Origin of the sequence: Rhizobium sp. BK312, from assembly GCF_014193605.1 — a bacterium.
GTDB lineage: Bacteria > Pseudomonadota > Alphaproteobacteria > Rhizobiales > Rhizobiaceae > Rhizobium.
Genome location: NZ_JACHZP010000002.1, coordinates 139,180 through 165,414 on the forward strand (window position 1 = coordinate 139,180; position 26,235 = coordinate 165,414).

The 26,235-nt window shown below is 59.4% G+C and carries 24 protein-coding genes and 1 pseudogene; 11 read left to right on the top strand and 14 right to left on the bottom strand.

Features of this window, described 5'->3' with window-relative positions:
• Positions 1-21 precede the first annotated feature (21 nt).
• The 7 genes from FHT85_RS05350 to FHT85_RS05380 all read right to left on the bottom strand — a co-directional run bounded on the left by FHT85_RS05350 (position 22) and on the right by FHT85_RS05380 (position 8,424).
• Positions 22-1,677, bottom strand: coding sequence for an ABC transporter ATP-binding protein (locus FHT85_RS05350; RefSeq protein ID WP_112410237.1), 1,656 nt, complete (start codon positions 1,675-1,677; stop codon positions 22-24).
• Positions 1,678-1,679: 2 nt separating this feature from the next.
• Complete coding sequence (locus tag FHT85_RS05355) at positions 1,680-2,531, bottom strand: ABC transporter permease (RefSeq protein ID WP_112410238.1); 852 nt, start codon at positions 2,529-2,531, stop codon at positions 1,680-1,682.
• Positions 2,528-3,478: an ABC transporter permease gene (locus tag FHT85_RS05360; RefSeq protein WP_112336037.1), complete on the bottom strand. Its 951-nt coding sequence runs from the start codon at positions 3,476-3,478 to the stop codon at positions 2,528-2,530. The genes FHT85_RS05355 and FHT85_RS05360 overlap by 4 nt, the downstream gene beginning before the upstream one ends.
• 94 nt (positions 3,479-3,572) lie before the next feature.
• Complete coding sequence (locus tag FHT85_RS05365) at positions 3,573-5,183, bottom strand: ABC transporter substrate-binding protein (protein WP_112336036.1); 1,611 nt, start codon at positions 5,181-5,183, stop codon at positions 3,573-3,575.
• Positions 5,184-5,247: 64 nt separating this feature from the next.
• Positions 5,248-5,964 carry an HAD-IA family hydrolase gene (locus FHT85_RS05370; protein WP_112410239.1) on the bottom strand — a complete coding sequence of 239 codons (717 nt, stop codon included), beginning with the start codon at positions 5,962-5,964 and terminating at the stop codon, positions 5,248-5,250.
• 230 nt (positions 5,965-6,194) lie between these two features.
• Positions 6,195-7,571, bottom strand: a complete 1,377-nt coding sequence (locus FHT85_RS05375; protein ID WP_112410240.1) for an aspartate aminotransferase family protein — start codon at positions 7,569-7,571, stop codon at positions 6,195-6,197.
• A 13-nt stretch (positions 7,572-7,584) separates the two neighbouring features.
• Entirely contained in the window at positions 7,585-8,424 is an 840-nt protein-coding gene (locus tag FHT85_RS05380) for a GNAT family N-acetyltransferase (RefSeq protein ID WP_112410241.1), read from the bottom strand.
• Positions 8,425-8,749: 325 nt separating this feature from the next.
• Between FHT85_RS05380 and FHT85_RS05385 the strand changes: the two genes are divergently transcribed.
• Together FHT85_RS05385 and FHT85_RS05390 are read left to right on the top strand one after the other, a co-directional pair.
• The gene (locus tag FHT85_RS05385; protein ID WP_112336127.1) at positions 8,750-9,418 is read left to right on the top strand and encodes a haloacid dehalogenase type II; all 669 of its coding nucleotides are present in this window, start codon (positions 8,750-8,752) and stop codon (positions 9,416-9,418) included.
• Positions 9,419-9,432: 14 nt separating this feature from the next.
• Positions 9,433-10,707 (top strand): NAD(P)/FAD-dependent oxidoreductase, encoded by a 1,275-nt coding sequence (locus FHT85_RS05390; RefSeq protein ID WP_112410242.1) that lies wholly within the window; start codon positions 9,433-9,435, stop codon positions 10,705-10,707.
• A 142-nt stretch (positions 10,708-10,849) separates the two neighbouring features.
• Here FHT85_RS05390 and FHT85_RS05395 read toward each other — a convergent pair whose 3' ends face one another.
• Positions 10,850-11,413 carry a TetR/AcrR family transcriptional regulator gene (locus FHT85_RS05395; RefSeq protein ID WP_112410243.1) on the bottom strand — a complete coding sequence of 188 codons (564 nt, stop codon included), beginning with the start codon at positions 11,411-11,413 and terminating at the stop codon, positions 10,850-10,852.
• A gap of 84 nt (positions 11,414-11,497) precedes the next feature.
• On the opposite strand from FHT85_RS05395, the gene FHT85_RS05400 reads away from it, so the two are divergent.
• Positions 11,498-12,562, top strand: a complete 1,065-nt coding sequence (locus FHT85_RS05400) for an aldo/keto reductase (RefSeq protein ID WP_112410244.1) — start codon at positions 11,498-11,500, stop codon at positions 12,560-12,562.
• 205 nt (positions 12,563-12,767) lie between these two features.
• On the opposite strand, the gene FHT85_RS05405 is transcribed toward FHT85_RS05400, so the two are convergent.
• The 6 genes from FHT85_RS05405 to argE form a co-directional block, all read right to left on the bottom strand.
• Positions 12,768-14,225 (bottom strand): NAD-dependent succinate-semialdehyde dehydrogenase, encoded by a 1,458-nt coding sequence (locus FHT85_RS05405; protein ID WP_112410245.1) that lies wholly within the window; start codon positions 14,223-14,225, stop codon positions 12,768-12,770.
• Positions 14,226-14,246: 21 nt separating this feature from the next.
• On the bottom strand, positions 14,247-15,287 hold the full coding sequence (locus FHT85_RS05410) for a tartrate dehydrogenase (protein ID WP_112410246.1): 1,041 nt from the start codon (positions 15,285-15,287) through the stop codon (positions 14,247-14,249).
• 11 nt (positions 15,288-15,298) lie between these two features.
• Positions 15,299-16,762 carry an aldehyde dehydrogenase family protein gene (locus tag FHT85_RS05415; protein ID WP_112410247.1) on the bottom strand — a complete coding sequence of 488 codons (1,464 nt, stop codon included), beginning with the start codon at positions 16,760-16,762 and terminating at the stop codon, positions 15,299-15,301.
• 170 nt (positions 16,763-16,932) lie between these two features.
• Complete coding sequence (locus FHT85_RS05420) at positions 16,933-17,289, bottom strand: cupin domain-containing protein (protein WP_112336026.1); 357 nt, start codon at positions 17,287-17,289, stop codon at positions 16,933-16,935.
• A gap of 22 nt (positions 17,290-17,311) precedes the next feature.
• Positions 17,312-18,235, bottom strand: coding sequence for a 2-hydroxyacid dehydrogenase (locus FHT85_RS05425; protein WP_112410248.1), 924 nt, complete (start codon positions 18,233-18,235; stop codon positions 17,312-17,314).
• 27 nt (positions 18,236-18,262) lie between these two features.
• Entirely contained in the window at positions 18,263-19,387 is a 1,125-nt protein-coding gene (gene argE, locus FHT85_RS05430) for an acetylornithine deacetylase (protein ID WP_112410249.1), read from the bottom strand.
• A 220-nt stretch (positions 19,388-19,607) separates the two neighbouring features.
• Between argE and FHT85_RS05435 the strand changes: the two genes are divergently transcribed.
• The 8 genes and pseudogenes from FHT85_RS05435 (at position 19,608) to FHT85_RS05465 (ending at position 26,019) form a co-directional block, all read left to right on the top strand.
• Positions 19,608-20,522 (top strand): GNAT family N-acetyltransferase, encoded by a 915-nt coding sequence (locus FHT85_RS05435; RefSeq protein ID WP_112410250.1) that lies wholly within the window; start codon positions 19,608-19,610, stop codon positions 20,520-20,522.
• 112 nt (positions 20,523-20,634) lie between these two features.
• Positions 20,635-21,039, top strand: a pseudogene (locus FHT85_RS30960) (hypothetical protein).
• Between the two features lie 275 nt (positions 21,040-21,314).
• On the top strand, positions 21,315-21,755 hold the full coding sequence (locus FHT85_RS05440) for a helix-turn-helix transcriptional regulator (protein ID WP_310233984.1): 441 nt from the start codon (positions 21,315-21,317) through the stop codon (positions 21,753-21,755).
• Positions 21,756-21,764: 9 nt separating this feature from the next.
• Positions 21,765-23,573 (top strand): hypothetical protein, encoded by a 1,809-nt coding sequence (locus FHT85_RS05445; RefSeq protein ID WP_112410251.1) that lies wholly within the window; start codon positions 21,765-21,767, stop codon positions 23,571-23,573.
• A 12-nt stretch (positions 23,574-23,585) separates the two neighbouring features.
• Positions 23,586-23,804: a hypothetical protein gene (locus FHT85_RS05450; RefSeq protein WP_112336020.1), complete on the top strand. Its 219-nt coding sequence runs from the start codon at positions 23,586-23,588 to the stop codon at positions 23,802-23,804.
• A gap of 14 nt (positions 23,805-23,818) precedes the next feature.
• On the top strand, positions 23,819-24,991 hold the full coding sequence (locus FHT85_RS05455; RefSeq protein WP_112410252.1) for a YcaO-like family protein: 1,173 nt from the start codon (positions 23,819-23,821) through the stop codon (positions 24,989-24,991).
• Positions 24,988-25,692, top strand: a complete 705-nt coding sequence (locus FHT85_RS05460; RefSeq protein WP_112410253.1) for a TfuA-like protein — start codon at positions 24,988-24,990, stop codon at positions 25,690-25,692. Before FHT85_RS05455 ends, FHT85_RS05460 begins: the two co-directional genes overlap by 4 nt.
• A gap of 105 nt (positions 25,693-25,797) precedes the next feature.
• Positions 25,798-26,019 carry a hypothetical protein gene (locus FHT85_RS05465; protein ID WP_112336017.1) on the top strand — a complete coding sequence of 74 codons (222 nt, stop codon included), beginning with the start codon at positions 25,798-25,800 and terminating at the stop codon, positions 26,017-26,019.
• Positions 26,020-26,235 lie beyond the last annotated feature (216 nt).

Consider the following 26,235-nt stretch of genomic DNA (forward strand, 5'->3'; position numbering starts at 1 on the left):
GCATTTCCGGACTGTGTCCGGCTAGCCGTGGCCATACTCGCGCTTGAGTTCCGGGTCCTGGACGAGATTGTCGAGCCAAGTCGGATCGAGCTTGGGAACGGACCCGAACAGCAGCTGGGAATAGGGGTGGCGCGGCGCATCTGCGGCCTCGCGCGTGATCTGTTCGACTTTCTTGCCGCCATACATCACGACGATCTCGTCGCAGATCGCTTCGACCACCGACAGATCGTGGCTGATGAAGATGTAGGACAGATGCAGCTCCCGCTGCAGTTCCTTAAGCAGGTCGATAATCGCCGCCGCAACCACCGTGTCGAGCGCGGATGTGATTTCATCGCAAATGATCAGCCGTGGCTCTGCCGCAAGCGCACGAGCGAAATTCACGCGCTGCTTCTGTCCACCTGACAATTCCGACGGATAGCGATAGCGAAGTGCGCGCGGCAATCGCACCATGTCAAGCAACTCGTCGACTCTGGCCGCTCGAGCCCTGCGGTCCATCCCGTGATAGAAGGCCAGGGGCCGCTCGAGAATATCGGCGATCGATTTTGCCGGATTGAGCGCGGTGTCGGCATATTGAAAGACGATCTGCATCTCCCGCAATTGATCGCGCGAGCGCAATTTGGCAGCACGATTCATGTCGCTGCCATTGAAGCCGATAGTGCCTGATACGGCCGGCAATATGCCGGCAATTGCGCGCGCCAGCGTCGACTTTCCGCATCCGGATTCACCGATAATGCCGAGATTCCTCCCCTTTTCCACCTCCAGGCTTACGGATTGAACCGCACAGACCGCGGGTAGGCCATTAGTCTGGATATCGCCATAGCCCGCCACCAGATTGTCGATCCTCAGCACGGATGCAATCGTCCCACCTGTTTTACCGTCGCGGATGGCTTGCTTCGGCTCGAACGCCGCCAGCAGCTCGCGCGTATAGGGATGGCTCGGCTGTCTTAGGATCGTCTCCGTCTCCGCGATTTCCTGAATTTCGCCGCCCTTGAGCACGGCAATCCGATCGGCGATCTGTGCGACGACGGCCAGATCGTGTGAAACATAGACGCCGGCGATGTCGCCGGCACGGATGACGGATTTGAATGCCTTCAGCACATCGATCTGCGTCGTCACATCAAGTGCGGTCGTCGGTTCGTCAAAAATGACAAGCTTGGGTTCGCCGATCAGAGCCATGGCCGCCGCCAACCGCTGCAACTGACCTCCCGAGACCTGATGCGGATATCGTTCGCCGATCGTCTCCGGATTTGGCAGCGACAGCGCACGGAAGAGCTCGATCGCGCGCTGGCGAGCCTGTTCAGGCGGCATCAGCCGGTGAATGCGAGTGACCTCGATCACCTGCTCCATGATCTTCGTAGCGGGGTTGAAGGCGGCCGCTGCACTTTGCGGAATATAGGCAACCGTGGTGCCGCGGACCTTTGAACGCTCGCTTTCCGAAAGGGCGGCCATGTCCTGCCCATCGACTTGGATCTCCCCGCCGGAGATGCGACAGCCCTCGCGCGCATGCCCCATGAGCGTCAGCGCGATCGTCGTCTTGCCCGAGCCGCTTTCGCCGATGAGCGCGACAATCTCGCCCTTGGCAATGTTAAAACTGACGCCCTTGATGATCTCGACGATACGCCCGGAATCGGTCGTCGCCTCGACTTTAAGATTCTTGATTTCAACGAGGCTGGTCATCGTCATGCGCTCCTGTCTCTGATCCTGCGCGGCAGGTTGTCGATCAGCAGGTTGACGCTGATGGTGAGGCTGGCAATGGCAAAAGAGGGCACGAGTACGGCCGGGGCGGCAAAGGGCAGCCCGCCGATATTTTCGCGGACCAGGGCTCCCCAGTCGGCATAGGGCGGCTGCAGGCCGAGGCCGAGAAAGGATAGACCGGACAGCAGGAGAACGACAAAGACGAAGCGCAAGCCGAAATCCGCCAGAACCGGGCGGATGATGTTCGGCAGAATTTCCGAACCGATGATGTAGCCGACCCGCTCGCCGCGGGTGCGGGCAACCGTGATGAAGTCCATCGTGTTGATATTGACCGCGAGCGCGCGAGCAAAGCGATAGGCGCCGGGCGTATAGATGACGGCAAGCGTGATAATCAGCACCGGAATGGACGAGCCGACGGCGGCAACGACGACGAGGCCGAAAAGCTTGCTTGGAATGGAGTTCAATGCATCGAGAAACCGGCTCAGGATCGCGTCGAACCATCCACCGACAACTGCGGCGGTCATGCCGAGCGTCACGCCGCAAAAGCAGCACAGCGCGACCGCAGCCAATGAAATGCCGACCGTATAGCGCGCGCCCATCAAAACGCGCGAGAACATATCACGGCCGAGATAGTCCGAGCCGAGCCACAATTGCCGGCTTATAGGGCCGAAATAGTCCGTATCGACGATATCGCCGACGGAATAGGGGAGCATGTAGGGTGCGAACAATGCGACGATCGTCCAGCCAAGGATTATGGCAAAGGCCACGATGCCAATAAGGCTGACATTATAGCCGAGAAGGGAAGGGGTGCGGGAAGCCAAGCTGTTCGTGGTCATCGCAGCCTCGGATTTGACAGGATTGCGACGATATCGGCCATGGTGATCAGCAGGAGATAACCGAGGCAGAAAATCATTGCGCAGCTCTGGATGAGCGGGAGATCGCGGGTCGCGACGGCGTCCACCATCAATTTCGCGATGCCCGGATAATTGAAGATGGTTTCGACAATGATCACGCCGCCGACGAGATAGGAGAGCGACAGCGCGATCGCGTTGACGATCGGCCCCAGCGCATTGGGCAACGCGTGCCTGAACACCATGCGGCCGCGCGAGGCGCCCTTGAGCAGGGCCATTTCCACATAAGGCGTCTTCAACGTCTCGATCAGGGCCGCCCGGGTCATGCGGATCATCTGGGCTGAGATGACGAAGGTGAGCGTGATGACGGGCATGGCGTAGATCTTCAGAAGGTCGAAGACCGTATGCACCTGGCTGATGGAGGACAGTGCTGGCAGCCAGCGCAGATAGACGGCGAACAGCAGCACCGCAAGCGTTGCGACCATGAATTCGGGCACCGATATGACGCCGATGGAAATGATCGTGACAATCCGATCGTAATAGGAGCCTCGAAGCATGGCCGAAGTAATGCCAAGCAGGAGTGCAAGCGGGACCGAGACGAACGTCGTGATGGCGGCAAGCTCCAGCGTCGCAACCAGACGGCGGCCGATCAGCTCCGCAACGGGCATATTGTTTGCATAGGACGTGCCGAGGTCACCCCTGATCAGGCCCAGAAGCCATTCCAGGAACCGCAGGATCGCCGGCTCGTCGAGATGCATTGCCTTGCGCAAGCCGGCAACCGCTTCTGGCGTAGCTGCCTGGCCGAGCAGAATGGACGCCGTGTCTCCCGGCAGCATATTCGTTGCGAAGAAGACGGCGAATGACACGATCAGCAAGGTGATGAGCGCGATGAAGAGCCGGTTTAGGATGAGATTGGAGACCTCGGATCTCAATGGCGATGCTCCTGCGGCGATCTACGACACGAACGGCGTTCGCGAGACGGAGGTTCCCGGACGGGTTTGCGCCGTCCGGGGGGCTCAGCTGCCGTTAGGCATCGAGCCACAGATACTCCGCCATTGCATAACCCATCATGCCACCGAGCGGATTGGCTTCCAATCCGTGCACCTTGCCCGAAAGCGCATCCACATTCGAGATGTAAGCCGGGATGATGGTGCCGGCTTCTTCAGCGACCATCACCTGCATTTCGGCGTAGATCTGCTTGCGTTTGGCCTGATCGAGCAAGCCGCGGGCTTCGATCAGCATCTTGTCGAACTTTTCCGACTTGTACTGGCTTTCGTTCCACGGTGCATTCGAAGCATAGAGAAGTGAAAACAGGATGTCCGGCGTCGGGCGCGGATTAATGTTGCCGAAATGGATCGGTGCCTTGAGCCAGTAGTTATCCCAATAACCATCGGAAGGAACGCGTTGGACATCGAGCTTCATGCCGATGTTTGCACCGGCCGCCTGGATGATCATCGCCATGTCGATCGACGAAGTTGCAGCGTCGGAGGCTATCACCGGAATGGATTGTCCGAGCACGCCGGCCTTCTGGAAATGGAACTTCGCCTTGTCCGGATCGAAGGCCTTCGGCTTCAGATCGTTGTTGTGATAGATATTGGCGGGGGAAACGGGCTGGTCATTGGCAACTTCGCCAAGGCCGCGCAGGGCCGACTTGACGATCTGCTCGCGATTGACCAGCGACTTCATGCCATCGATGAAGTCCTTCTTGTTGCCCGGTGTCATGTCGAGGCGCATGTTCAGATTGGTGTAATTGCCGCTCGTCGTTTTCGACAGCGTAAAGCCCGACTGTCCGTCGATGAGCTTCATGGCGCGGGGATTGATCGAAGCTGCGTAGTGAATGTCGCCCGAAAGCAGCGCATTGACCCGGGCATTGTCATCGCTGATCGCAAAGAACTCAAATGACTCGAGGTAGGGCTGGCCGGACTTCCAGTAGTTCTTGTTCTTCACCACGACCGAGCGATTGCCCGGATCGAAGGTTTCGAGAACGAAGGCTCCGGTGCCATTGCCCTTCGAGAAGTCCGTCGTTCCGTTGGCGACGATCATGAAGTGATGCAGGGCGAGAATGGTCGGCAGGTCGGCGTTCGGGTCGGCCAACGCGATTTCGACCGTAGACTTGTCGACAGCCTTGAAGCCGGTCATCTGCGCGGCGATCTTGGCGACTTTCGAGCCGACGCCAGGATCGAGATGGCGTTTGAGCGAGAAGACGACATCATCGGCCGTCAGCTCCTTGCCGTCATGGAATGTTACGCCCTTGCGCAGCTTGACCGTCCAGGTCTTGGCGTCCTTGCTTTCGATGCTTTCGGCGAGTTCCATCTGCGTCACGCCGGCCTTGTCGATGAAGGTCAGGCGATTGTAGAGCGAGCAACAGCGCACATAGTCCGTCGACAGCGATGCCTTGGCGGGATCCAGCGTATCGGCGGTCGAGGACGACCAGCCGGCCGCTTTCAGATTGCCGCCGGATTTGGGCGTGGCCGCGACGGCATTCGATGCCCGGCCGAGTACCAGGCCGCCCGCCGACATGGCGACACCGCCTGCCAGAAGCATGGTGAGAAGTTCGCGGCGGGTGGCGCCTCGACGAATGGCGTTCTCGACCATCGCGTCATCCGAGGCAGTCCAGTTCATGATCTTGTCGTTCATGTCATTCCCCTTTTTTCTGGTTGGCAGTCTGCTTTTTATTGGATGCGACGATGATGACGGCTGGTCAGACCGCCTCCAGCGCCCTCACGGCTTCGGCAAGCTCGGCCATGGATTTGAAGTGGTAGTCCGGCGTGGTGAATTTGGCCGGTTCGATCGTGCCGCCGTAACCGGCCTGCGCGTGACGGCGCTGGATCCAGCAGTTCGTCATTCCCAATTGCCGGGATACGCCGATATCGTGGTACTGGCTCTGCGCCACGTGGAGAATATCGTCCTTGCTGGCATTCTCGCCGGCCACGAAGTCGAAGACCTTATGAAAGAACGCCGGATCGGGCTTTTCGGTGCCGGTGTCGTCCGCAGTGAAGGCAGCGTAAAACGGATGTCCCAGTTCCGCCGAGAAATGTTCGAAGGCCCAGCGTCGGGCGTTCGTCATGGCGATCAGCCGATATTTGCGGGCAAGCTGCGCCAGGGCTTCGGCACTGTCGGGAAAGGCTTTCCATTGTCTGGCGGAATCGCGCAGGCGTCGGCCATAGGCCTCTTCGGCCGGCAAACCGAGTTTTGGGGCGATGGCGAGATAGACACGCACGAGATCATCGGGAAACAGATCCGCATCGTCGGCGTAGCGCGCGGCTCGATAGAGCGCGAGCGCCTCCTCGCCGTCGATCGTCACCTTCGCTTCAGCTGCAATTTCGTTGAGGCAGGTTTTGAGGCCGCCTTCGAAGTCGACCAGAGTTCCGACAACGTCGAAGCTCATATATTTGAATTCTGCCAATGACTTAGTCATATCTTACCCCAGTCTGCTTGCCGGCGGCGCCGGGCGGCCGCCTTACGGAAGATTATGCTGTTCCCAGGTCCACTTGTTTTCTGACGCTCCCGAATTCGCCGGGATGGACCTTCATTAAGGATAAGTTTGGCACTTCGACCGCGCCGTTTGCGCCGAATCGGACTAGCGATGCGGCACAAAATTCTGAAAAACGCCTGCGCGCGGTATATCGATCCTAGCCCTCGGCCGGTTCAGTCCTTCAGCGCCCGGCGGATGTCGGGATCTTCGAGCGTCTGATCAAGCGTCGTTTCCGTTCGTTCGATGATCGCGTCGATATCGGCGTCCGTGCAGCAAAGCGGCGGAGCATACCCCAGCACGCCATTGGCGAAGGCGCGGACCACGAGACCGTTTTCCCAAGCCCGGTCGAAAATCCGGCGTGATGGCTGGGCTTCCGCCGGCAGCGGCGTTTTTGCGGCCTTGTCAACGACCAGCTCGATCGCAGCCAGCATGCCGCGGCCGCGGACATCGCCCACCAGGGGATGATCTCTCAGGCTCTCGAGGCCGGCCATCAGCCTCGCGCCGGCCTTTATGCCGTTTTCGAGCAGTCCGCCTTCATAGAGTTTCAAGACTTCCAGCCCGACGGCCGCGCTTACGGGATGGGCGGAATAGGTGTAACCGTGACCTACGGCAGAGGCTCCCGCCCCGTCGGCAATGACCTGATAGACATGATCGGCCATGAACACCGCGCCCATCGGAACGTAGCCGGAGGTGAGCCCCTTCGCCGTGGTGATGAAATCGGGAACGATCTCGTCTTCGGAACAGGCAAAAAGCGGGCCTGTCCGGCCGAAGCCGGTAATTACTTCGTCTGCGACGAAGAGAATGTCGAGTTCCTTGCAGAGCTCCCGCATGGCCTTCATCCATCCCTTCGGAGGGACGATCACCCCGCCCGAGCCCTGGATCGGTTCGGCATAGAAGGCAGCAACCCGGTTTGCTCCAATCGCTTCGACCTTTGCTCTGAGTGCTGCGAGAGACGCTTGGATGATGGCATTCGCATCCTGCCCGACGGGATTGCGATAAGGGTAGGGCGACGGAATTTTGTGCTGCCAGTCGAGCGGAACGCCGAAGCCGGCATGGAAGTTGGGCAGGGCGGTCAGTCCCGCGCCGACCGTGGAAGAGCCGTGATAACCCTGCTCCATCGAGATGAACTGATCGCGCTGCGCCTCACCGCGGGCAAACCAGTAGTACCGGATGAAGCGGACGGTACTGTCGATAGCGTCCGAGCCGCCCAGCGTGAAATAGATGTGGTTGAGGTCGCCGGGGGCACGTTCGGCGAGCTCGGCGGCAAGGCGGATGGCCGATTCACTGCCGAGGCCGAAATAAGCTGTCGCATAGGGAAGCTCGCGCATCTGGCGAGCCGCCGCCTCCACGATCGTTTCGTGACCGTAGCCGGCGTTGACGCACCAAAGCCCCGCGAAGCCATCGATCAACTGGCGGCCCTGAGCATCGGTGACCGTCGCTCCCTTGGCGGATGAAAGCACTCGCACGCCTTGCTGCTCATGGCCGCGATAGGAGGCGACCGGATGCACCAGATGGGCGCGATCGAGCTCGATGAGGGAATTGCTGTACATGGTCTTCTCCGGATCAGCCGAGCGCCTGGTTGGCGAGGGCGAAAGTAGTGACTTTCGAGGAATTGCTACGCTGGATAACGGGGTTCGCCATGGTAATGCCGCCACCGACATGGACGAGCGAATGGCTGGCGAGCCACGGTCCGAGACCGGTTTCCGCACTGGTGTCGACACGCAGGAACGCGCCGGTTTTCCGGCTCATGAAGTGGGACAGCAGCGATTTCGCATCTTCTATGTCTGGGGCGACGACCGGCCCCACGACCTCGCCTCGGCCGAAGGGACGAAGGCAGGCGAAGGCGGCGACCTTGCCGTTGCGGCGGATGATCGCAAATTCACCCAGATCCGCTAATCGTTCAATCAGGGCGGAACGGTCGGCGCCAAAGGCCTCGCGGTCGAGAGCTGTAATTGCCGAGATATCGGCCCTGGTCGCCGCTTCGGTGTTTGCCGGTTTCGCAACCGCCGCCACAAGACCTTGGTGCTGAACGACGGCGCCGGTCTGGCGAAATCCCAGCTTTTCATAGAGCGGCAGGCCATCGGAGGTCGCGGTGAGGCGCAGGGGGCGGGCATCCGCGAGAGCCAAGGCTGCCTCCATGAGGCGGCGTCCCAGTCCGCGTCCGCGCATGCTTGCAGCGACGATCACCATATTGATCGTCGCGCAGTCCGTTTCGTAAGGCGTCAGTAGCGTGGTGCCAACCACCTCACCATCGGCTCCGATTGCAACGACACCTTTGCTGAGGTCCAGGGCGACTTTCCAGTCCTCCAGGCGATGAGGCCAGCCCGCCTCTTGCGACAGCCGGACCGCAGCGTCCAAATGGTCGGGACCGAAAGGCCTGATTTCTATCTGTCGCTCCTGCATGGCGCTCCTCATATTTCTTTTGCCCAAGTGTCGGAGCGTCGGTGCCGGAAGATTATCTGAAGGCGATGTCCTTGACGGTATCTTTGGCCGTAGCTGCTTGCTCTTGCCGCATCTTATGCCGTCACAGTCGCTGACGGCGATCGCGAAACTGGGAGCGAAAGGCGTCTTCGTCGGCTGTCCCTGCAAGCAAATGCCAAACGAACGCCGCTATACGAAACTTTCTGCTCCGAACCTCGCAAAATCAGTGGGCTCACGCGCCGAAAGCAATCCTATTATCGTGTTCTCCACCAAACGCCTCGAGGGGCAACACGTAAGGACGAAGCGCATGACCACCTTCCGCCCGAAATATATTACCTTCGATTGCCACGGCACGCTGATCAATTTCCAGATGGCGGAAGCCGCCCGTGACCTCTATGGCGATCGTCTCGACGAGGCGGCCATGCTGCAGTTCATCAACAATTTCGCTGCTTATCGGCTCGACGAGATCATGGGCGCCTGGAAGCCCTATGCCGACGTGGTGCACAATTCGCTCGAGCGGACGTGCAAGCGCAACGGCGTTGCCTTCAAGGAGGAAGATGCCAAAATTGTTTATGAACGCGTCCCCACCTGGGGGCCGCATGCCGACGTTCCGGCAGGTCTTGCCAAGGTCGCCAAGGAAATTCCGCTCGTCATCCTTTCGAATGCGATGAATAGCCAGATCATGTCGAATGTCGCAAAGCTCGGCGCACCCTTCCATGCCGTCTATACGGCCGAGCAGGCCAATGCCTATAAGCCGCGCTTCCAGGCCTTCGAATACATGTTCGACATGCTCGGCTGCGGCCCGGAAGACATTCTGCACTGCTCGTCCTCCTTCCGCTACGACCTCATGTCGGCCCATGATCTCGGCATCAAGAACAAGGTCTGGGTCAACCGTGGTCACGAGCCGGCCAATCCTTATTATGGCTATGTCGAAATCGCCGATATTTCCGGTCTGCCGGGTGTTGTGGGGCTCTGAGAAAGGGCAGCCAGATGAAATATTCCTCCTATTGGCATGATACGGCGCCCCGCTTTGCGGGTGCCGCCGCCGGCCCCGTCGAAGGGCATTATGACGTCGTCGTCGTGGGCGGCGGCTTCACCGGGCTTGGCGCCGCCCGGCAGCTCGCCATGGCGGGGGCGAAGGTCCTTGTTCTGGAGGCTGAGACCGTCGGCTTCGGCGCGTCCGGTCGTAATGGTGGTCATCTGAACAACGGCCTGGCGCATAGTTACATCGCGGCAAAGGCGGAATTGGGCAAGGAGCGGGCCATCGCGCTCTATCGTGCATTCGATGCTTCGATCGACACGCTCGAAGCGATCATCGCGGAAGAGGGAATCGACTGCAATTTCCGCCGCGCGGGCAAGCTGAAGCTTGCCTCCAAGCCACAGCATTTCGAAGGTCTGGCCAGGAATTTCGAGGCGGTGCATGCCGAGGTCGATCCCGATACCGCGCTGCTTTCCGCCACCGATCTCAAGGATGAGATTGGCTCGCCGTTTCATGGCGCAATGCTCTCGAAGAAAAGCGCGATGATGCATATGGGTCGCTATGTCGCCGGATTGGCCGAGGCGGCCAGGCGACGCGGAGCGGTCATCGTGGAAGGCGCTGCTGTGACGGAGCGCAGCCAAGCTGGCGGTAGGCGCGTCCTCAAGACCACCAAGGGCACCGTCACGGCAGACCAGGTCATGATCGCGACCGGCGCCTACACGACAGCCAATTTCAGCTATTTCCGTCGCCGCATCATGGCGGTCGGCAGTTTCATCGTCGCGACCCGGCCCTTGACGGATGCGGAAGTCGCCTCGGCAATGCCCGGCAATCGCACCTGCGTGAACACGATGAACATCGGCAACTACTGGCGCCTGTCACCGGATAACCGGCTTATCTTTGGAGGGCGCGCCCGATTTTCGGCGACCTCGGATCAGCGTTCCGACGCCCGGAGCGGCGAGATCCTTCGCGAAAGCCTTGCCCGCATATTTCCCCAGCTCGCCGAGGTCGAGATCGATTATTGCTGGGGCGGTCTCGTCGATATCACCAAGGACCGCTATCCGCGTGCCGGCTATCATGACGGCATCTGGTACGCCATGGGTTATTCAGGTCACGGCGCGCAACTTTCCACGCATCTCGGCATGACCATTGCGGATGCGATCCTCGGAAGGCCTGACCGCAACCCGCTCAAGGGGCTCGATTGGCCGGCCGTTCCCGGCCATTTCGGCAAGCCATGGTTCCTGCCTTTGGTCGGCCTGTATTACAAAACGCTCGACAGATTTCAGTGATATCAGCCGGCAGTGGGTTTTGGCGAAAGCGTGACCGCAAAAGAGAGTGGTCGCGCTTGCGTCAGCCACTAACTTAAATGTGGAATCGTTGGCCTGACACACAGGTTACTCTCGGCGCAGTTCCATGGTTCAGAAAGCCAGCCTAGCCACTCTTGGCCCCCAATCCTCTGAAGATGAGTGCTATTATCCTCGCTGCCTGAGCATCGCTATCGGGATGCGATGGAATCTGCCAAAGGACTCCGAGAAGCATCAAAACATCGTCGGCATTTGCACCGCGATCGATCGCGCCGGCGGTCTCGCATGCAGCGATGAGTGAACGCACCGCCAACAGCATCTGCTGATAGGTCTCGCGTTTATCATCCTCGGACGTGGCCGCTTGCAGAAGTCTTGCCACGCCGCGCTTCATGGCGCTGGAATCAGCCACCTGGGCACACCACAGACGAAACGCCTCCAGCGGCGGATGCTCTTGCAAAAGCGTGGATGCGAGAGCCGCAAGGGCATTGATCTCCTTGCGATAAATGGCCAAGGCCAGAGCTTCCCGCGTCGGGAAGTGGCGATAGAGCGTGCCTTGCCCGACTCCGGCTGCCTTGCTGATGGCGCTGAGCGGCGTTTCGGGATCGGCGGTCAGGGCCTTTCGTGCCACCTCAAGTATGCGATCGCGGTTTGCGCGGGCGTCTGCTCGCAACCCATCCTCTTCTATAGCCATATCGCCTCTTGACTAAACGGACAATTGTCCGCTACTTAACGATAAACGGACATTTGTCCGAATATAGCGGATATGGAGACGGACATGCAATATACCAAGCTCGGCCGGACGGGCCTCGATATTTCGCCTATCGCTATTGGCTGTATGGGGTTCGGGGCCTCGTCGCGAGGTTACCCTTCCTGGTCTCTCGACGAGGAAGCAAGCCGACGTCTCGTTCGCCATGCACTTGAGGCGGGCATCAATTTCTTCGACACCGCCAATTTGTATTCAAATGGTTCCAGCGAGGAGATCCTCGGGCGGTCATTGAAGGACTTTGCACACCGTGAAAACGTTGTGATCGCCACCAAACTCAGCGCACCAATGCGCGATGGACCTAATAGTATAGGGCTATCGCGCAAGGCAATCATGACCGAAGTGGATATGAGCCTCAAGCGCCTAAGCACGGACTATATCGACCTCTACCAAATCCATCGTCGTGACAGGACTACCCCTTGGGAAGAAACGCTCGAGACCCTGAACGATGTCGTCAAGGCCGGCAAGGTCCGATACCTCGGTGCATCGTCTATGATGGCCTGGGAATTTGGCAAAGCGCTACACCTGCAGAAATCCAACGGCTGGACCCGGTTCGTGTCCATGCAGGATACCTACAATCTGCTTGACCGCGAAGAAGAGCGCGAGATGCACGCGCTTTGCATCGACGAAGGGGTGCAGACCATTATCTATAGCCCTCTCAACCGTGGTCGACTGGCCAGACCGTGGGGAGAGACCACGCCAAGAGCGGAAACCGAAGCTGTCTACAATCTGGGTGCAGCCACTGCCGACAGCGACGAGCTGATTATCGACGTGGTGGGCGCCATTGCGGAGGAACGGGGCGTCGGACGGTCAATGATTGCGCTTGCCTGGCTGCGTCGCAATCCCGTAGTGGCAGCTTCGATCGTTGGTGCACTGAAAGCGAAACATATCGATGACGCTGTGGCTTCCCTGTCGATCAGCCTCACCGACGACGAGGCAGCAAGACTGGAGGCGCCATATACGCCGCGGCTCGACCATCAGGGAGTGTCAGACCCGGCCATCCTGCGGCGCGCAGCCGAAGCAGCCACAGGACACAGCATCAGCCGTCTCCCGGTCCGGGCATCGCTCGCTAACTGACGTCAGCTCTCGAGCACGCCTTAGCCAAGATCGGACTGTCTCCTTCCCACGAATCCTGGACATGTCCATATCAGTCTTGCAATGGCGGCTCGGGCCATCAGCGGTCACGACTGAGAAATGTGGAACCGTAAAATTTTGCCGATTCCACATTTACGCTAGTGGCGGGCGCGCTTGCGGCCCTTTTTCCAGTCTGAGACGCGACAACTCAGTTAAGACCACCGATGTGGAAGGCCTTTGTTTCCAGATATTCCTCAATGCCGAGCTGAGAACCTTCGCGTCCGAGGCCCGATTGCTTGACGCCGCCGAACGGCGCGACCTCCGTGGAAATCAGGCCGGTATTGAGGCCAACCATGCCGAATTCGAGCGCCTCGCCCACCCGCCACGCGCGCTTCAGGCTCTCTGTATAGAAATAGGCCGCAAGCCCATAGGGCGTGCCGTTGGCAATAGTGATCGCCTCTTCTTCCGTCTCGAAGCGGAAGAGCGGTGCGACCGGCCCGAAGGACTCCTCGGCGGCGAGCTGCATGGCGGTGGTGGCCCCGGTCAGGACGATCGGCGCGGTGTATTGCGGGCCGGCCGGCAAGTCCCGCTTGGCTGTCACGATTGTCGCGCCCTTCGAGAGCGCGTCTTCGACATGGCGGTTGATCTTGGAGATTGCCGCATCGTTGATCATCGGACCGATCGCAACGCCGGCTTCGGTGCCCGGGCCAACCTTCATGGCATCGACGCGGGTGGCGAGCTTCTTGGCGAAAGCATCATAGACGCCGGCCTGGACCAGGATGCGGTTGGCGCAGACGCAGGTCTGTCCGCCATTACGGAATTTGGAGACGATCGCTCCCTCTACGGCAAGGTCGAGATCCGCGTCATCGAAGACGATGAAGGGGGCGTTGCCGCCGAGCTCGAGCGAAAGCCGCTTGATGCTGGCCGCCGCCCCGCGCATCAGCAGCGAGCCGACGGGCGTGGAGCCGGTGAAGGAAATCTTGCGTACGGTCGGATTGGCAAGGATCTCTGCGCCGATCTCGGATGGCATGCCCGTGACGATATTGATGACGCCGGCCGGAATGCCGGCCATTTCTGCAAGCACGCCGAGCGCCAGGGCCGAGTAGGGGGTGAATTCGGAAGGCTTCACCACGACGGTGCAGCCGGCCGCGAGCGCCGGCGCAAGCTTGCGCGTGATCATCGCATTCGGAAAATTCCAGGGCGTGATGATGCCGCAAACGCCGACCGGCTCTTTCAGCACAAGAATGCGGCGGTCGGGCGTCGGCGAGGGAATGGTCTGGCCACCGATGCGGCGGGCTTCTTCGGCGAACCATTTGACGAAGGAGGCGCCGTAGCGGATTTCGCCACGGGCTTCATCAAGCGGCTTGCCCTGCTCGATCGTCAGGATCAGCGCGAGATCATCGATATGCTCGAGCATCAGATCGTGCCAGGCTTCCAGCCGCGCTGCACGCTCGGCATGGGTCCGCTTCTTCCAGGAGCCATAAGCCGCCTCGGCGGCCTCGATTGCCGCCCGGGTCTCGTCGTCGCCCATGTCCGGCACCGTTCCGATGACGGCCTGCGTTGCCGGATCGACGACGGCCACGGTCTTGCCCGAACGGGCGGGAAGCCAGTCGCCGCCGATCAGCGCCTGCTCACGGAACAGGGATGGCATTTTCAGATTTTGCATGTTCGGATCCTTGATGAGACGTCAGATTGCGGCGAGCAGTGCCGTGGTGATCGCGTCGGTCCTGTCTTTGCCCGGAATCGTGCCGATGCCGTTTGCGGTTGTCGCCTCGATCGCCGCCATGACGGCATTTGCCGCGGCCTGCTCGCCCAGATGTTCGAGCATCATGGCGCCGGACCACACCGTTGCGATCGGATTGGCGATGCCGAGATGGGCAATATCGGGCGCAGACCCGTGCACGGGTTCGAACATCGAGGGAGCGTTCCGCTCGGGGTTGATATTGGCCGATGCCGCGAAACCGAGGCCGCCCTGGATTGCTGCGCCGAGATCCGTGAGGATGTCGCCGAAGAGGTTGGATGCGACGACCACGTCGAGGGTTTCCGGCGCCATCACCATGCGGGCGGCCATGGCATCGATGTGATAGCTCGTGACCTCGACATCGGGATAATCCTGCGCGAGCTGCCGGGTAATGTCGTCCCAGAAGACCATCGAATGCTTCTGGGCGTTGGATTTCGTCACCGAGGCGAGCTTGCCGCGGCGGTTCCTTGCTTGCTCGAAGGCGAAACGCAGGATGCGCTCGACGCCCTTACGGGTGAAGATCGACGTTTCGACCGCGACTTCGTCGAGCGTTCCCTGATGAACGCGGCCGCCGGCGCCGGAATATTCGCCCTCGGTGTTTTCGCGGATGCAGAGAATGTCGAAGGCCGATGCCTTGAGCGGTCCCTGGACACCCGGCAGCAGCCTGTGCGGGCGAATATTGGCATATTGTACGAAGTTCTTGCGGATCGGCAGCAGCAGCCCGTGCAGGGATACCGCATCCGGCACTTCGGCCGGCCAGCCGACGGCTCCGAGCAGGATGGCATCGAAACCGCGCAGCGTTGCAATGCCATCGGCGGGCATCATGGCGCCGGTTTCCTTGTAGAAGGCACAGGACCAGGGAAATTCGGTGCCGTCGAGCAGAAAGCCGCCGTTGCCAGCCGCCTTTTGCAGAACCGACCAGGCGGCGGCGGTCATGTCGCGACCGATGCCATCACCCGGGATCAATGCGATCTTGTAGGTTTTCATGTTCACTGTCCTTAAAGACTGATCAAAACGCTCTTGCTCTTGCGATTGGCCTGGAATGCCTCGCGGCCTAGATCCTTGCCGATACCGGACTGCTTATAGCCGCCGGTCGGCAGGATGTGGTCAAGTGAGCGGCTATAGCGGTTGACCCAGATGGTACCGGCTTGGAGACGGCGGGTCAGCCGGATGGCGCGGGAGAGGTCGCGGGTGAAGAGGCCTGCCGCGAGCCCGTAGCTTGGATGGTCGGCAAGCTGCAGGGCTTCTTCTTCCTCCTCGAATGTCTGGAGCGTCAGCACCGGACCGAAGATCTCCTCGATGATGGCTGGAGAAGTCTGATCGACTCCGGCCATCAGTGTCGGGGCGTAGAAATAGCCCGGTGCGTCCATGATCGCGCCGCCGGCAAGACATTCTCCGCCGGCCGCGACGGTGGCGGAGACGATCGCATCGATACGCTGTCTCTGCTTCTCCGATATGATGGGGGAGTAGCGGCTTGCGGCATTCCAGGTGGGACCGGGAGCAACACCCTTCATCCGATTTCGGATGGTGTCAACCAGTTCGGCCGCTATCTTTTTCTCGACGATGAGCCGCGATCCGGCCACGCAGGCCTGGCCGGCATTGCCGACGATACTGGCCGTAACGGCCGCGGCCGCCTTGTCGAGGTCCGCATCGGCAAAGACGATCTGCGGGCTCTTGCCGCCGAGCTCCAGCGTCATTGGCTTTATTCCCGTGCGGGCAATGTTTTCCATGATCGCCGATCCAGCCCGGCCCGAGCCGGTAAAGCTGATCTTGGCGATGTCGGGATGGCTGGTGATAGCCTGGCCGGTCGTCGCGCCGTCACCCAGTACCACGTTGATTAGGCCGGCGGGAAGGCCGGCACGCACGGCGAGCTCTGCCAGATAGATGGATGAAAACGGCGTCATTTCGGATGGCTTCAGGATGACGGCATTTCCGGCAGCCAGCGCCGGGCCAAGTTTCCAGGCGGCCATGTTGATCGGAAAGTTCCAGGGCGTGATGGCACCCACCACCCCGTAGGGCTCGGTCATGATCATGCCGATATTGCCGTCGTCGGTCGGCACGAGGTCGCTGCCTTCCTTGTCGGCGAATTCGGCGAAGAAGCGGATCTGCTCTGCCGAGATCGCGATATCGCCCTCGACAAGCTGGCCGACGGGGCGCGTCGAAGCGACGGCCTCCAGCCTTGCCAGCGTTTCGGCTTCCTCCTCGATGAGCTTGGCCCAACGGTGCAGGACATTCAGGCGCTCGCGTGGGCGGACGCCGCCCCAATTGCTTTGCTTCAGCGCGGCCTTGGCCGTCTGAACGGCCTGGTCGACAATGGAGGCGTCCGCGACCGGGCATCCGGCATAGGCTTTGCCATCGGAAGGGCGGTGCATCGGAATGACACCGTTCGCGGCGCTGAAATGCTCGCCGATGAAATGCCCGACGGGGAGCGAAAGACTATCTGGATCGAAGCTCAGGTCCATAATGATACCTCCGGTCAATTTACAGAGATGCTATAGGATCGGCGAAGTAGCTTGATCCGATCGCGTCGGCTGTCGCGGCGGAAAAAGCCGTTTTGAGAAGGTCCCGCAGTGTATTCTTTGGTCAGGCCAGATGCGGCGCGGGCTCAGAGGCCGCGCCGAGGTAGCAAAGCTCAAGGGGTGACGGTCACGTATATCTTCCGGACCGTTTCGATCGTCTTCCAGATTCCGACGAAGCCCGGTTTCATGACGAAGCTGTCACCTGCTTTATAGACGACGGACTCGCCGCCTTCCGGTGTCAATTCGACGACGCCGGAGAGAATATGGCAGAATTCGAAGGTTTCGCCCTTGATCGAACGGCTGACGCCGGGTGTGGCTTCCCATACACCGGTGTGCACAGTCTCGTTGCGCGCAACGTCCTGTGCCCAGGTCTTAAGCTTCGGATCGCCCGAGATCAGTCGCTCCGGCGCGACGACGTTTTCGCGCGGTGCGAAGGAAGGGTTGGGGTCAATCGTCTTGAGGAGGGACATGGAGTTCCTTTCGGGTTGGCGATCAGTAGCCGCGGCGGCGGTCGACGAGGCCGAACGGGTCCAAGCCCGCCCGGATCCGCTTGATGTTGTCGATGACGGTGCGTGCAGCGCTATGGGGCTGGGTGACGCTCGCAATATGCGGTGTCAGCAGGATGCGGTCGTGGTTCCAGAACGGATGTCCGGTCGGCAGCGGTTCGGGATCGGTGACATCGATCACGGCGCCGGCAAGCCGGCCGCTGTCGAGCGCTGCCAGGAGATCTTCCGACACAAGCTGCGGTCCGCGGCCGACATGCACAAGGCTTGCACCCTGCGGCAGTTTTTCGAAGAGATCGACGTTGAGAAAACCGCGAGTTTCGTCGGTCAGCGGCAGGAGGCAGATCACGATATCGGTCGTGGAAAGCATAGCGTGGAGTCCAGCTTCGCCGGCAAAACAGGTAACGCCCTCCAGTTCGCGTTGATTGCGGCTCCAGCCGGAAAGCACAAAGCCGAACGGCTTCAATCTTTCGAGCACGGCCTGGCCAAGGTTCCCGAGCCCCAGCACGCCGATGCGGCGTTCGGCGGCCTGAACCTGTGGCAAGGCATTCCAGACCTGACGGTGCTGCTGGCTGAGATAGGAGGGCAGATTGCGGTGGAGTGCGAGGACGCCGAGCGTCACATATTCCTGCATCATGCGCGTAATGCCGTCTTCGACCATACGCACGACTTTTACGTGATCGGGGACATTTGTCGTATCGAACTGATCGATGCCGGCACCGATTGAAAACAGAACTTCGAGATTGCGGTAGCGCGGCAAGTCGTCCGGAACCGTCCAGGTGATCAGATAGCGTACGGCATCCGGGTCGACGGACGTCGGATCCATAGAGAAGGGGAGATCCGGCAGCTCGCGGGCGAAGGCTTGCTGAAAGACATGGCCGCGGCGGGCATCCGAATTGAAGAGGAACGTCATGGGCTTCTATCCTTCGGTCTTACGGCATCACACCAGGCAACGACGGCCGAGAGCCTCGATCATGGCCTGGCAGGCGTCGAGTTCGTGCGTGAGGATGAATTCGTTCGGCTTGTGTGCGCGAGCGATATCGCCCGGACCGCAAATGATCGCCTCAAGGCCGGCACGCTGGTAGAGCCCGGCTTCAGTGCCATAGCTGACGGCTGCCAGCGGTTCGATGCCAGTCAGCTCGGCCAGCAGACCGGCAAGATGCGCTGTCCGCGGAAGGGAGAGGGCGGGGTAAGAACTCAGCTCCTCCCATTGCACCTGAAAGCCCCGACGCTCAAGCGCGGCGGCGGCCTCGTGCACCGGTAGGAGCAGTGCTGCCGGGTCCGCGCCGGAAATTGCCCGCGCTTCGACTTCGAGCGTGCAGAGATCTGGAATGATATTGATGGCCTGCCCGCCGTAAATGGTGCCGACAGAGATCGATGAATAAGGCGGCTCGAACTCCGCTTCGAATGGCCCCTGGGCCAGAGAATGCGCGGTCGAAACGGCGGCCTGCAAAACCTCGGCGGCGGCATGGATTGCGTTGAGACCGAGATCGGGCCGCGACGAATGACCGGAGCGTCCCTTCAGGGTGAGGCGGGCGGCTGATTTCCCCTTATGGGCGAGGATGGCCCGCATGTTACTGGGTTCTCCGACAATGATGCCGAGCGGCGTCTCGCAAAGCTCCGGCAGGCGCGCAATGAGATGCGGTACGCCGCGGCAACCTGCTTCCTCGTCATAGGAGAAGGCTAGATGGATCGGCCGCATCAGAGGGCTTGCGGCGAGCATTGGTACGGCCGCCAGAGACGCGGCCAGAAAGCCCTTCATATCGCTGGTGCCGCGGCCATAGAGTCTATCTCCATCGGCCCGCAGCACGAAGGGGTTGCTCGTCCATCCCGTTTCGTTTGCCGGCACGACATCCATGTGACCGGAGAGGACATAACCGCGTATATCACGGGGACCGATCGTGGCAAAAAGGTTCGACCGGTCTCCCTCGGGGCCAGCAAGGATATCAACCGTGGCGCCGAAGGACTTCAGGTAGGCGCCGATCCACTCGACAATCTCGGCATTGGGCGTTCCAACGACGGAATCGAAGCCGACCAGTTTTGCCAGAATGTCCGATGCCTGCATTGGTGTTGCCAATCTCCGATTGCCGTCCTCGTCTGTGCAAGCGACGTCTTGATCAAAGGAAGGTTAAGCCTCAATCAGTAGAATACCTGCCGAAAGTATGGATCATACGGTGAATTCTTGCGCCGCCGTTTGCATAGGCAGTGAAATGTTTCGTTGAGTCTCGGCTAAGCTCGCCAAAGCATGATGCCGGCGTGAGCGAATATGTAGCCGGGAGGATCGGATGGCGTCTGGATCACCAATGGAAAAAATACCCGAAAAGCTGCATGTCGATGCATTCGAACTGCGCTTTGCCGACATCTCAGAGGTCTCTTTGTCGCAGCTTCAGGCTCTCTCGATGTCGGTCGGGTGGCCGCATCGATCGCAGGACTGGCAGCACCTGCGGGATGTCGGCCGCGGCTTCGTGGCGCTTGACGAAATCGGCAGGGTTTCCGGTTCCACCATGTGGTTCCCGCACGAGGAGAGCTTCGCCACATTCGGAATGCTGATCACCGCACCGCGCCTGCAGACGAACGGTACGGCGGAGTGGCTGGTTAAACGGATGCTGGAGGAATGCCACCATGAACGGATACGGTTGAATGCGACAAGAGCGGCACGCCGGATGTGTGCAACTTTTGGATTTATGCCGAAACAGACGGTCTTTCAGTGTCAGGGGGAGATTCTATCCGTACCTCAGGCGGGCGATATCAGGCCGGGGCTTGATCTTAGGCGGCTCGAACGTAGCGATCTGGATGCGGTTGCGGCTCTGGATGAGCCGGCTTTCGGTACGCTGCGCTATCAACATCTCAAGCGATTGTTTGAAAGCTCCATCTGCTACGGTCTTTATGATGGTGGCAGGCTAATGGCTTATTCCATGCGGCGCCGGTTTGGCCGCGGTCACGTCGTCGGTCCTGTCGTCGCGTATTGCGAGGAAGACGCGATTGCTGTCGTTCATCCGCATGTCGTAGCGCATGTCGGCAGTTTTTTGCGCCTCGACACCCATTTTGGTGCCGGACTGTTCGCCAGTTTTATCCAGCAAAGCGGAATGTCCGTCTTTGACACCGTGACCACTATGGTTTCCTCTGAGAGGGCCTCCTATGGAGCCCCGAACACAGGTTCTCCGATCGTATTTGCACTTGCGTCGCAGTCTTTCGGATAATTGCAAGGAAGTCCCCTCAGTTATCAATAGCCTTGCCGGTGGAAGCTGAAGCTGCTTCCCCGGTGATGCGAGGTTAAAGGTGGCTGAAGCCCTTGGCTGATAATCGGCAGCCATGATCCAAGCCAGTGTCAGTTATAAGCGTCATCGTTTTCCGCCCGCTGTGATTGGCCATGCAGTCTGGCTATACGCGCGATTTCCGCTGAGCCTGCGGCTGGTGGAAGAGAGGCTGCTGGAGCGCGGCATCGTCGTTTCTTACGAGATGGTTTGATGCTGGGCGAGAAAGTTCGGCCCGGACTATGCCGGCCGTTTCCCGCGGAAATCGCCGAGCGCCAGCGATGTATGGTATCTCGACGAAGTGGCCGTGACGATTGGCGGATTGCAGCGTTTCGTGTCCGTCTTCTCGGCGGTCGGAAATCTCTTCGTTCCGCCTCACTCAAAACGCTCAGCTATCGCCGTCCATTTACATCGCCTAAGCGCCATATCGCATTGGAAGGCCGTTGCTGGCATGGCCAGCTGATCCAAGCGCATCTGTCCAAAATACTCTCCGCAGAATTAACCTGCCATCACCCACGAGAATGCTGCCGCTGAATCGCACAGAGTGAGGATGAGCCCGGTTAAATGCAAAACGACATTGGGAAACGGGCGCTCCCGGAGAAATATCTCGTTCTCGTCGAGAAGAATGTCGTCCGCGCGATGCAGCGGCGGCTCTCCGAATTTGCAGCCGCATAATATAGCGGATTGGAAACTCCTGGCGTTGTGTAAAATTGATCTTGGGTGCCTTGCTGGAAGATTGTGAATTCGAGGGAAACCTGCGAACATGAAGGCAGTTTTTCTCCTGATGGTTTCTTTATGAACAAAAAACCGGATGTAATCGACGTTGAGCTTGGATTGCGCATCCGGCTGCGTCGCGAGGAATTGTCAATTACGCAGGATGTATTGGCCGAGAAGCTTCGCATAGGGCCTCAAGAGCTCGAAAAATACGAATGCGGCTTCGAGAAAATCAGCGCCAGTCGCCTTCTGCATGTTTCCGAAATTCTCGATGTCCCAATCATGTTTTTCTTCGAAAGCGAATCGGACGAGGCGCTTCCCTCCAAGGAGGCGCTAGCTGGTTTTCGATTTGCGAAGCATCATAAAGCCGTTCTGCGAACAGCCTTATCGGGGATCGTGGACAAGCGGTTGCGGGCGAAGATCCTCGCCTTTGTGCAATCAAGCGAATCTGGTAGTGAGCGCTGATCTGGTAAAATGACATTTCATTTAACGACCCTCGGAAGCTGTGCCCTTTACGATGAGAAGGGCGATCGTGTGAATGCGCCGAAACAGGCGCTACTCATGCTTGCCTATCTCCGTGATTGCCGGCAATCGATACCACGCAAGGAGTTGGCAGCATTTCTCTGGTCCGGCAATGTTCAAGCGGCCGGCGTCAACTTGAGATCGACCCTGCTGCGTTTGGCGACTGCGACGTCCAAATCCCCCAAGCCGCTGATCAGCGGCGTCGCTGCGAACATCGCTTTGAATTTCGACGCGCTCCGCTGCGATCTGGATGCCATCGAAAATACGTCCGGCGTTGCCAAGCTTAGCGCCCTTAGCGATGCGGTTGCCAAGAATTTTCTACCCATTTACGGCAGCGGCTTTACAGCTGTGGCCGTCTGGGTACGCGACGTGCGCGCACGGCTCGCGGGAGAGCTGCGAACCGAATTCTTCAAGGCGCTGAATGCACCCTCGTCGCCTCAATATCGCGGTGAATTGAAGCGTGCAGCCATGCTTCTGTTGGATAGGGATCACTCCGATGATGAGGTCAGGATAGCGCTTGGCGAGAAAATCACCTCTTACATTCAGGTGATCGGCGAAACGAAAGATCCGACTTCAAGCCACCCGGCTGAAGACACGATTCCGCTCTCCGCCGACGGTAGGGTGCCCCGTATCGCCCTGCTTCCTCCCGAGACGCTGGAGGCAGCAGAGCGAGCCGGCTCGGTTGCCAATGCGGTCATCGAAGACCTCACGATCAGCCTTTGCGTCGATCGAAGCGTCTCCGTGGTCGCTCCCTACACGGCTGAGCAGATTCGGTCTTCCAACGACAAGGCGGGGCTTCTCAGGCAACATAACGTGGTCTACGCGCTCGATACGAAGAGGACTGGCGACAGTCTTTTTGCGCAGCTGATTTTCATGCCGCGCGACGAGATTGTTTGGGCAACGCGCGTTCAATTGGATAGCGCGGCCATAACGGAGCATCGCAACGAGATCGCCACTGCGATCCAGCACTCCATCATCGAGCGTGTGGGCGCCTTCCACCACATAGTTTCCGATTTCAGCTGCAAGCCTCAGGCCTATTTTGCTTATCTTGAGGGCGTGCAATGCCTGTCCCGGCTGGGCCTTCAGAATGTCCGCCGTGCGCGCAAGCACTTCAGGGAAGCTCTTGAGCACGAGCGCGGTTTCGCGGCGGCCCTTGCGGGCATCGCCCGAACCTTGACCATGGAATGGGTTTTGACGGCCCGGGGCGACAGCGATCTGTTGAGTCAGGCGGAAAAAATGGCGGCGGATGCGATCCGCGATGACAGTCGGTTTGCCGGAGGTTTCAAGGAAATTGGGGTTGCTCGGCTTTATCGCGGAAATATCGACGGTAGCCTGGAGGCCTTGTCGAATGCCGAGGATCTTAGCCCCCACTACGCGGACGTCATTTGTAGTCATGCCGACAGTCTTACCCATGGCGCCAATCCGAAAGCGGCATTGGCAAAGGTCGCAATGGCTCTCGATCTCAATCCGCTTGCTCCGGACTATTATTACTGGACCGCAGCGGGAGCCAGCTATTTCCTTGGGGAGTATACCGAAGCATTGGCTTATCTTGACAGGATGAGAGAGCCAGGGCCGGCAAGCAGGCTTGCGGCGGCAAGCTGGGCAATGCTTGGCGATGCTGCCAAGGCCAAGACATATCGGCTGCGCGCCTTACGCGATAATCCGAATTTCGATCTTGAGGCATGGCTGTCCATGATTCCAAACAAGGAAAAGTGGCAGACTGAGCATTACAGGGAAGGCCTGCTGAAGGCCGGGTTTTGAAAGGAAGATATTATGGCAGGCGCAGTGTTGCTTGGAATCAAGGGCCAAGAGGGGCTTTGGCTGGTTGACCTCGAAAAGGGGACTGTCGTCCGATACACGCGGCGGCTGTCGGGTGATCTGGCGAAGGCGGCGTCCTGGCGGGCCAAAGGGGTTAGAGTGGAGAAAGATGTCGATTTCGCTGTGGCGTTAAGGTCGGCAAGCTCCGCGGCCTCAGGCCTTTATGAGGGCTAGGCGCTCGTTCATCCGTGTCGAACAATTTTAGAGCATGCCCCCCTGGGGAAACCTTGTCGAGGGTTTCGCCCTATCTGGAGCGGCTTGGCATAACCCGTGTCGGCCGCCAGACCGAACTCGATCGCATAGGCATTCCCGTTTGGTGTGCCTACGCCCCGAATTCCAGGGCGATCGTCATCGCTCAGGGAAAAGGTCTGGACGACGTCTCCGCGAAGACATCTGCCGTGATGGAAGCGGTCGAGCGATCGGTCGCGACCCAACCTTTCTGTTCAGCATTGATGGCAAGCCAGGATGATCTTGCCGCAAGCGACCATGCCACGGATTGCCTGGAGGATCTGCTGGCGATCGGCGCGCAACCGGTAGAAGCCGGTGAACAGATCAGATGGTCTCAAGCCCACGATCTGGCAAAGAACGTCTCGATATTCGTACCTTTCGAGGCCGTTCATCTTGACAGGACGCATGTCAGCCCACGCTTTTGGGTATCATCGGACGGATTGGCGTCGGGGAATACCTGGCATGAGGCAGTCCTGCACGGGCTGTTGGAGCGGATAGAGCGGGATGCTTGCGTCCTTTGGAACGTCGACGAGCCAGAGTATCGATATGCGCGCCGGATAGATCCACAAAGCATCGAAGACAACGATATTCGCGAGATGCTGGAGAAGATTTTCTCCGCCGATTTCGATGTCGCCCTTTTCGATGTGACGAGCGATTTGGCCGTTGCCGCCGTCGTCGCGTTGCTACGGCCGAAAGGCGATGACGGTTCGCTCAGATATGTCGACTTGACCATGGGGGCAGGCGCATCCTTGTCCCCCTATGTGGCCGCAGCCCGGGCAATTTCCGAGGCCGTGCAGTCGCGGATGACCTTCATCGCCGGTGCCAGAGATGATCTTGTCCCGGAGTTGTTCTCACGCCGCGCTGATCCAGCCCTCCTGCTGTCGTTCCGGGCGCGATATACGACGAACCTCGATGAACTGCCATCGATGCCTATCGGGCCTGCGCAGGATGCGCTCGACCATCTTGTCGAGGCTCTGTCGGAGCGCGGGATCGACCAGCTTTATGCAATCGAGCTCGCACCTGAATGGCTGCCGGCATCGGTCGCAAAGGTTTTCGCGCCACAACTCGAACATCCGGATGGGAACCGCCGAACTCGTTTTGGCAGTCGCGCATTCTCGGCGAGCCTCTTATGAAAGTGATCTTTGTAGGCCCGAGCCTGCCCGATGCCGACGCTTTCGCAGACGACACGATGATTATACGGTCCCCGGCGCGTCAGGGCGACGTCGTCAGAGCCCTTGAGGATGGGGCGACGGCCATCGGCCTTGTCGACGGCCAGTTCGAGTTTGTCGCGCCGGTCTGGCATAAGGAGTTGCTCTTTGCCTTATCCAGAGGTGTCCCGGTGTTCGGGGCAGCCAGTATGGGAGCGCTCCGCGCAGTGGAGTGCCAGGCTTACGGCATGGTCGGCGTTGGCAGGATCTTCGATGACTACGCTTCTGGACGCCGGGTGGATGATGCGGATGTCGCCCTCCTTCATGGCCCGGCGGAACTGGGTTATCCGGCCTTGTCAGTCCCGCTGGTCAATGTTGATGCGACGATCGAAGCCGCAATTGACCAAGGCGTTATCGGTGGAGAAGTCGCTCTACAGCTCTCCCAAGCAGCCCGTCGTGTATTTTTCAAGGACCGGACCTGGAGGCGTGTTGCCGAAACCAGCAATATGGACACAGGGCAGGTTAGGGCTCTCGTCGCAACTGCGTGGAGTGACCAGAAGCGCCAGGATGCGATAGAGCTGATGCGCGCAATAGTGGAGATACCATCATCGGCACCTAAGGCGGGCTGGTCCTTCAATGCAACTCCGCTGTGGCGCGAACTCTTCCCACAATTTTGCCGCATGTAGCCGATTCTCTAATGCAGGCTTTGCGTGTGCAACGCCTTTGCAACGCACCTCACCACTTGAAATATGCCAATCTCGCCTCAGGAAATTTTGTTGGGGGCTTTAAGAGTGATTGATTTTGAAGGTCATGAGCGTCATTGCGAGATCTTGGCGCTTGTCAAAATGATGCAGTATGCCGGTCAGATCGCCAGCGGGCTCGATACACCGCAGGCCGTGTTCCTGATAAAGGAGGCACAAGATGCTCTTCTTTCCGTCTTGAAGACCGAAAGAGCGGCGCTCTCAAATGCACATCTGGGCGGGCTTGTCAGTGACACGCATGGTCACTGCTAGCAGGTTCGCGTCCTGCAGAAATTACCGATCAATACATTTAACCGATGCCGGCTTGGCACTTGGAACCTTCAAGAGGTCTAGTTTGCTTGGAAGAATACCAGCCAGGGTGAGCCGGTCCGCGAAAAAAGCAAGCTCCGCTGATACAGGGGACATTGTTCTGGAATTTAAGGACCCTCATGGAAATATGAGGGTCGAATTCGTTCTGCTTGCAGCGAT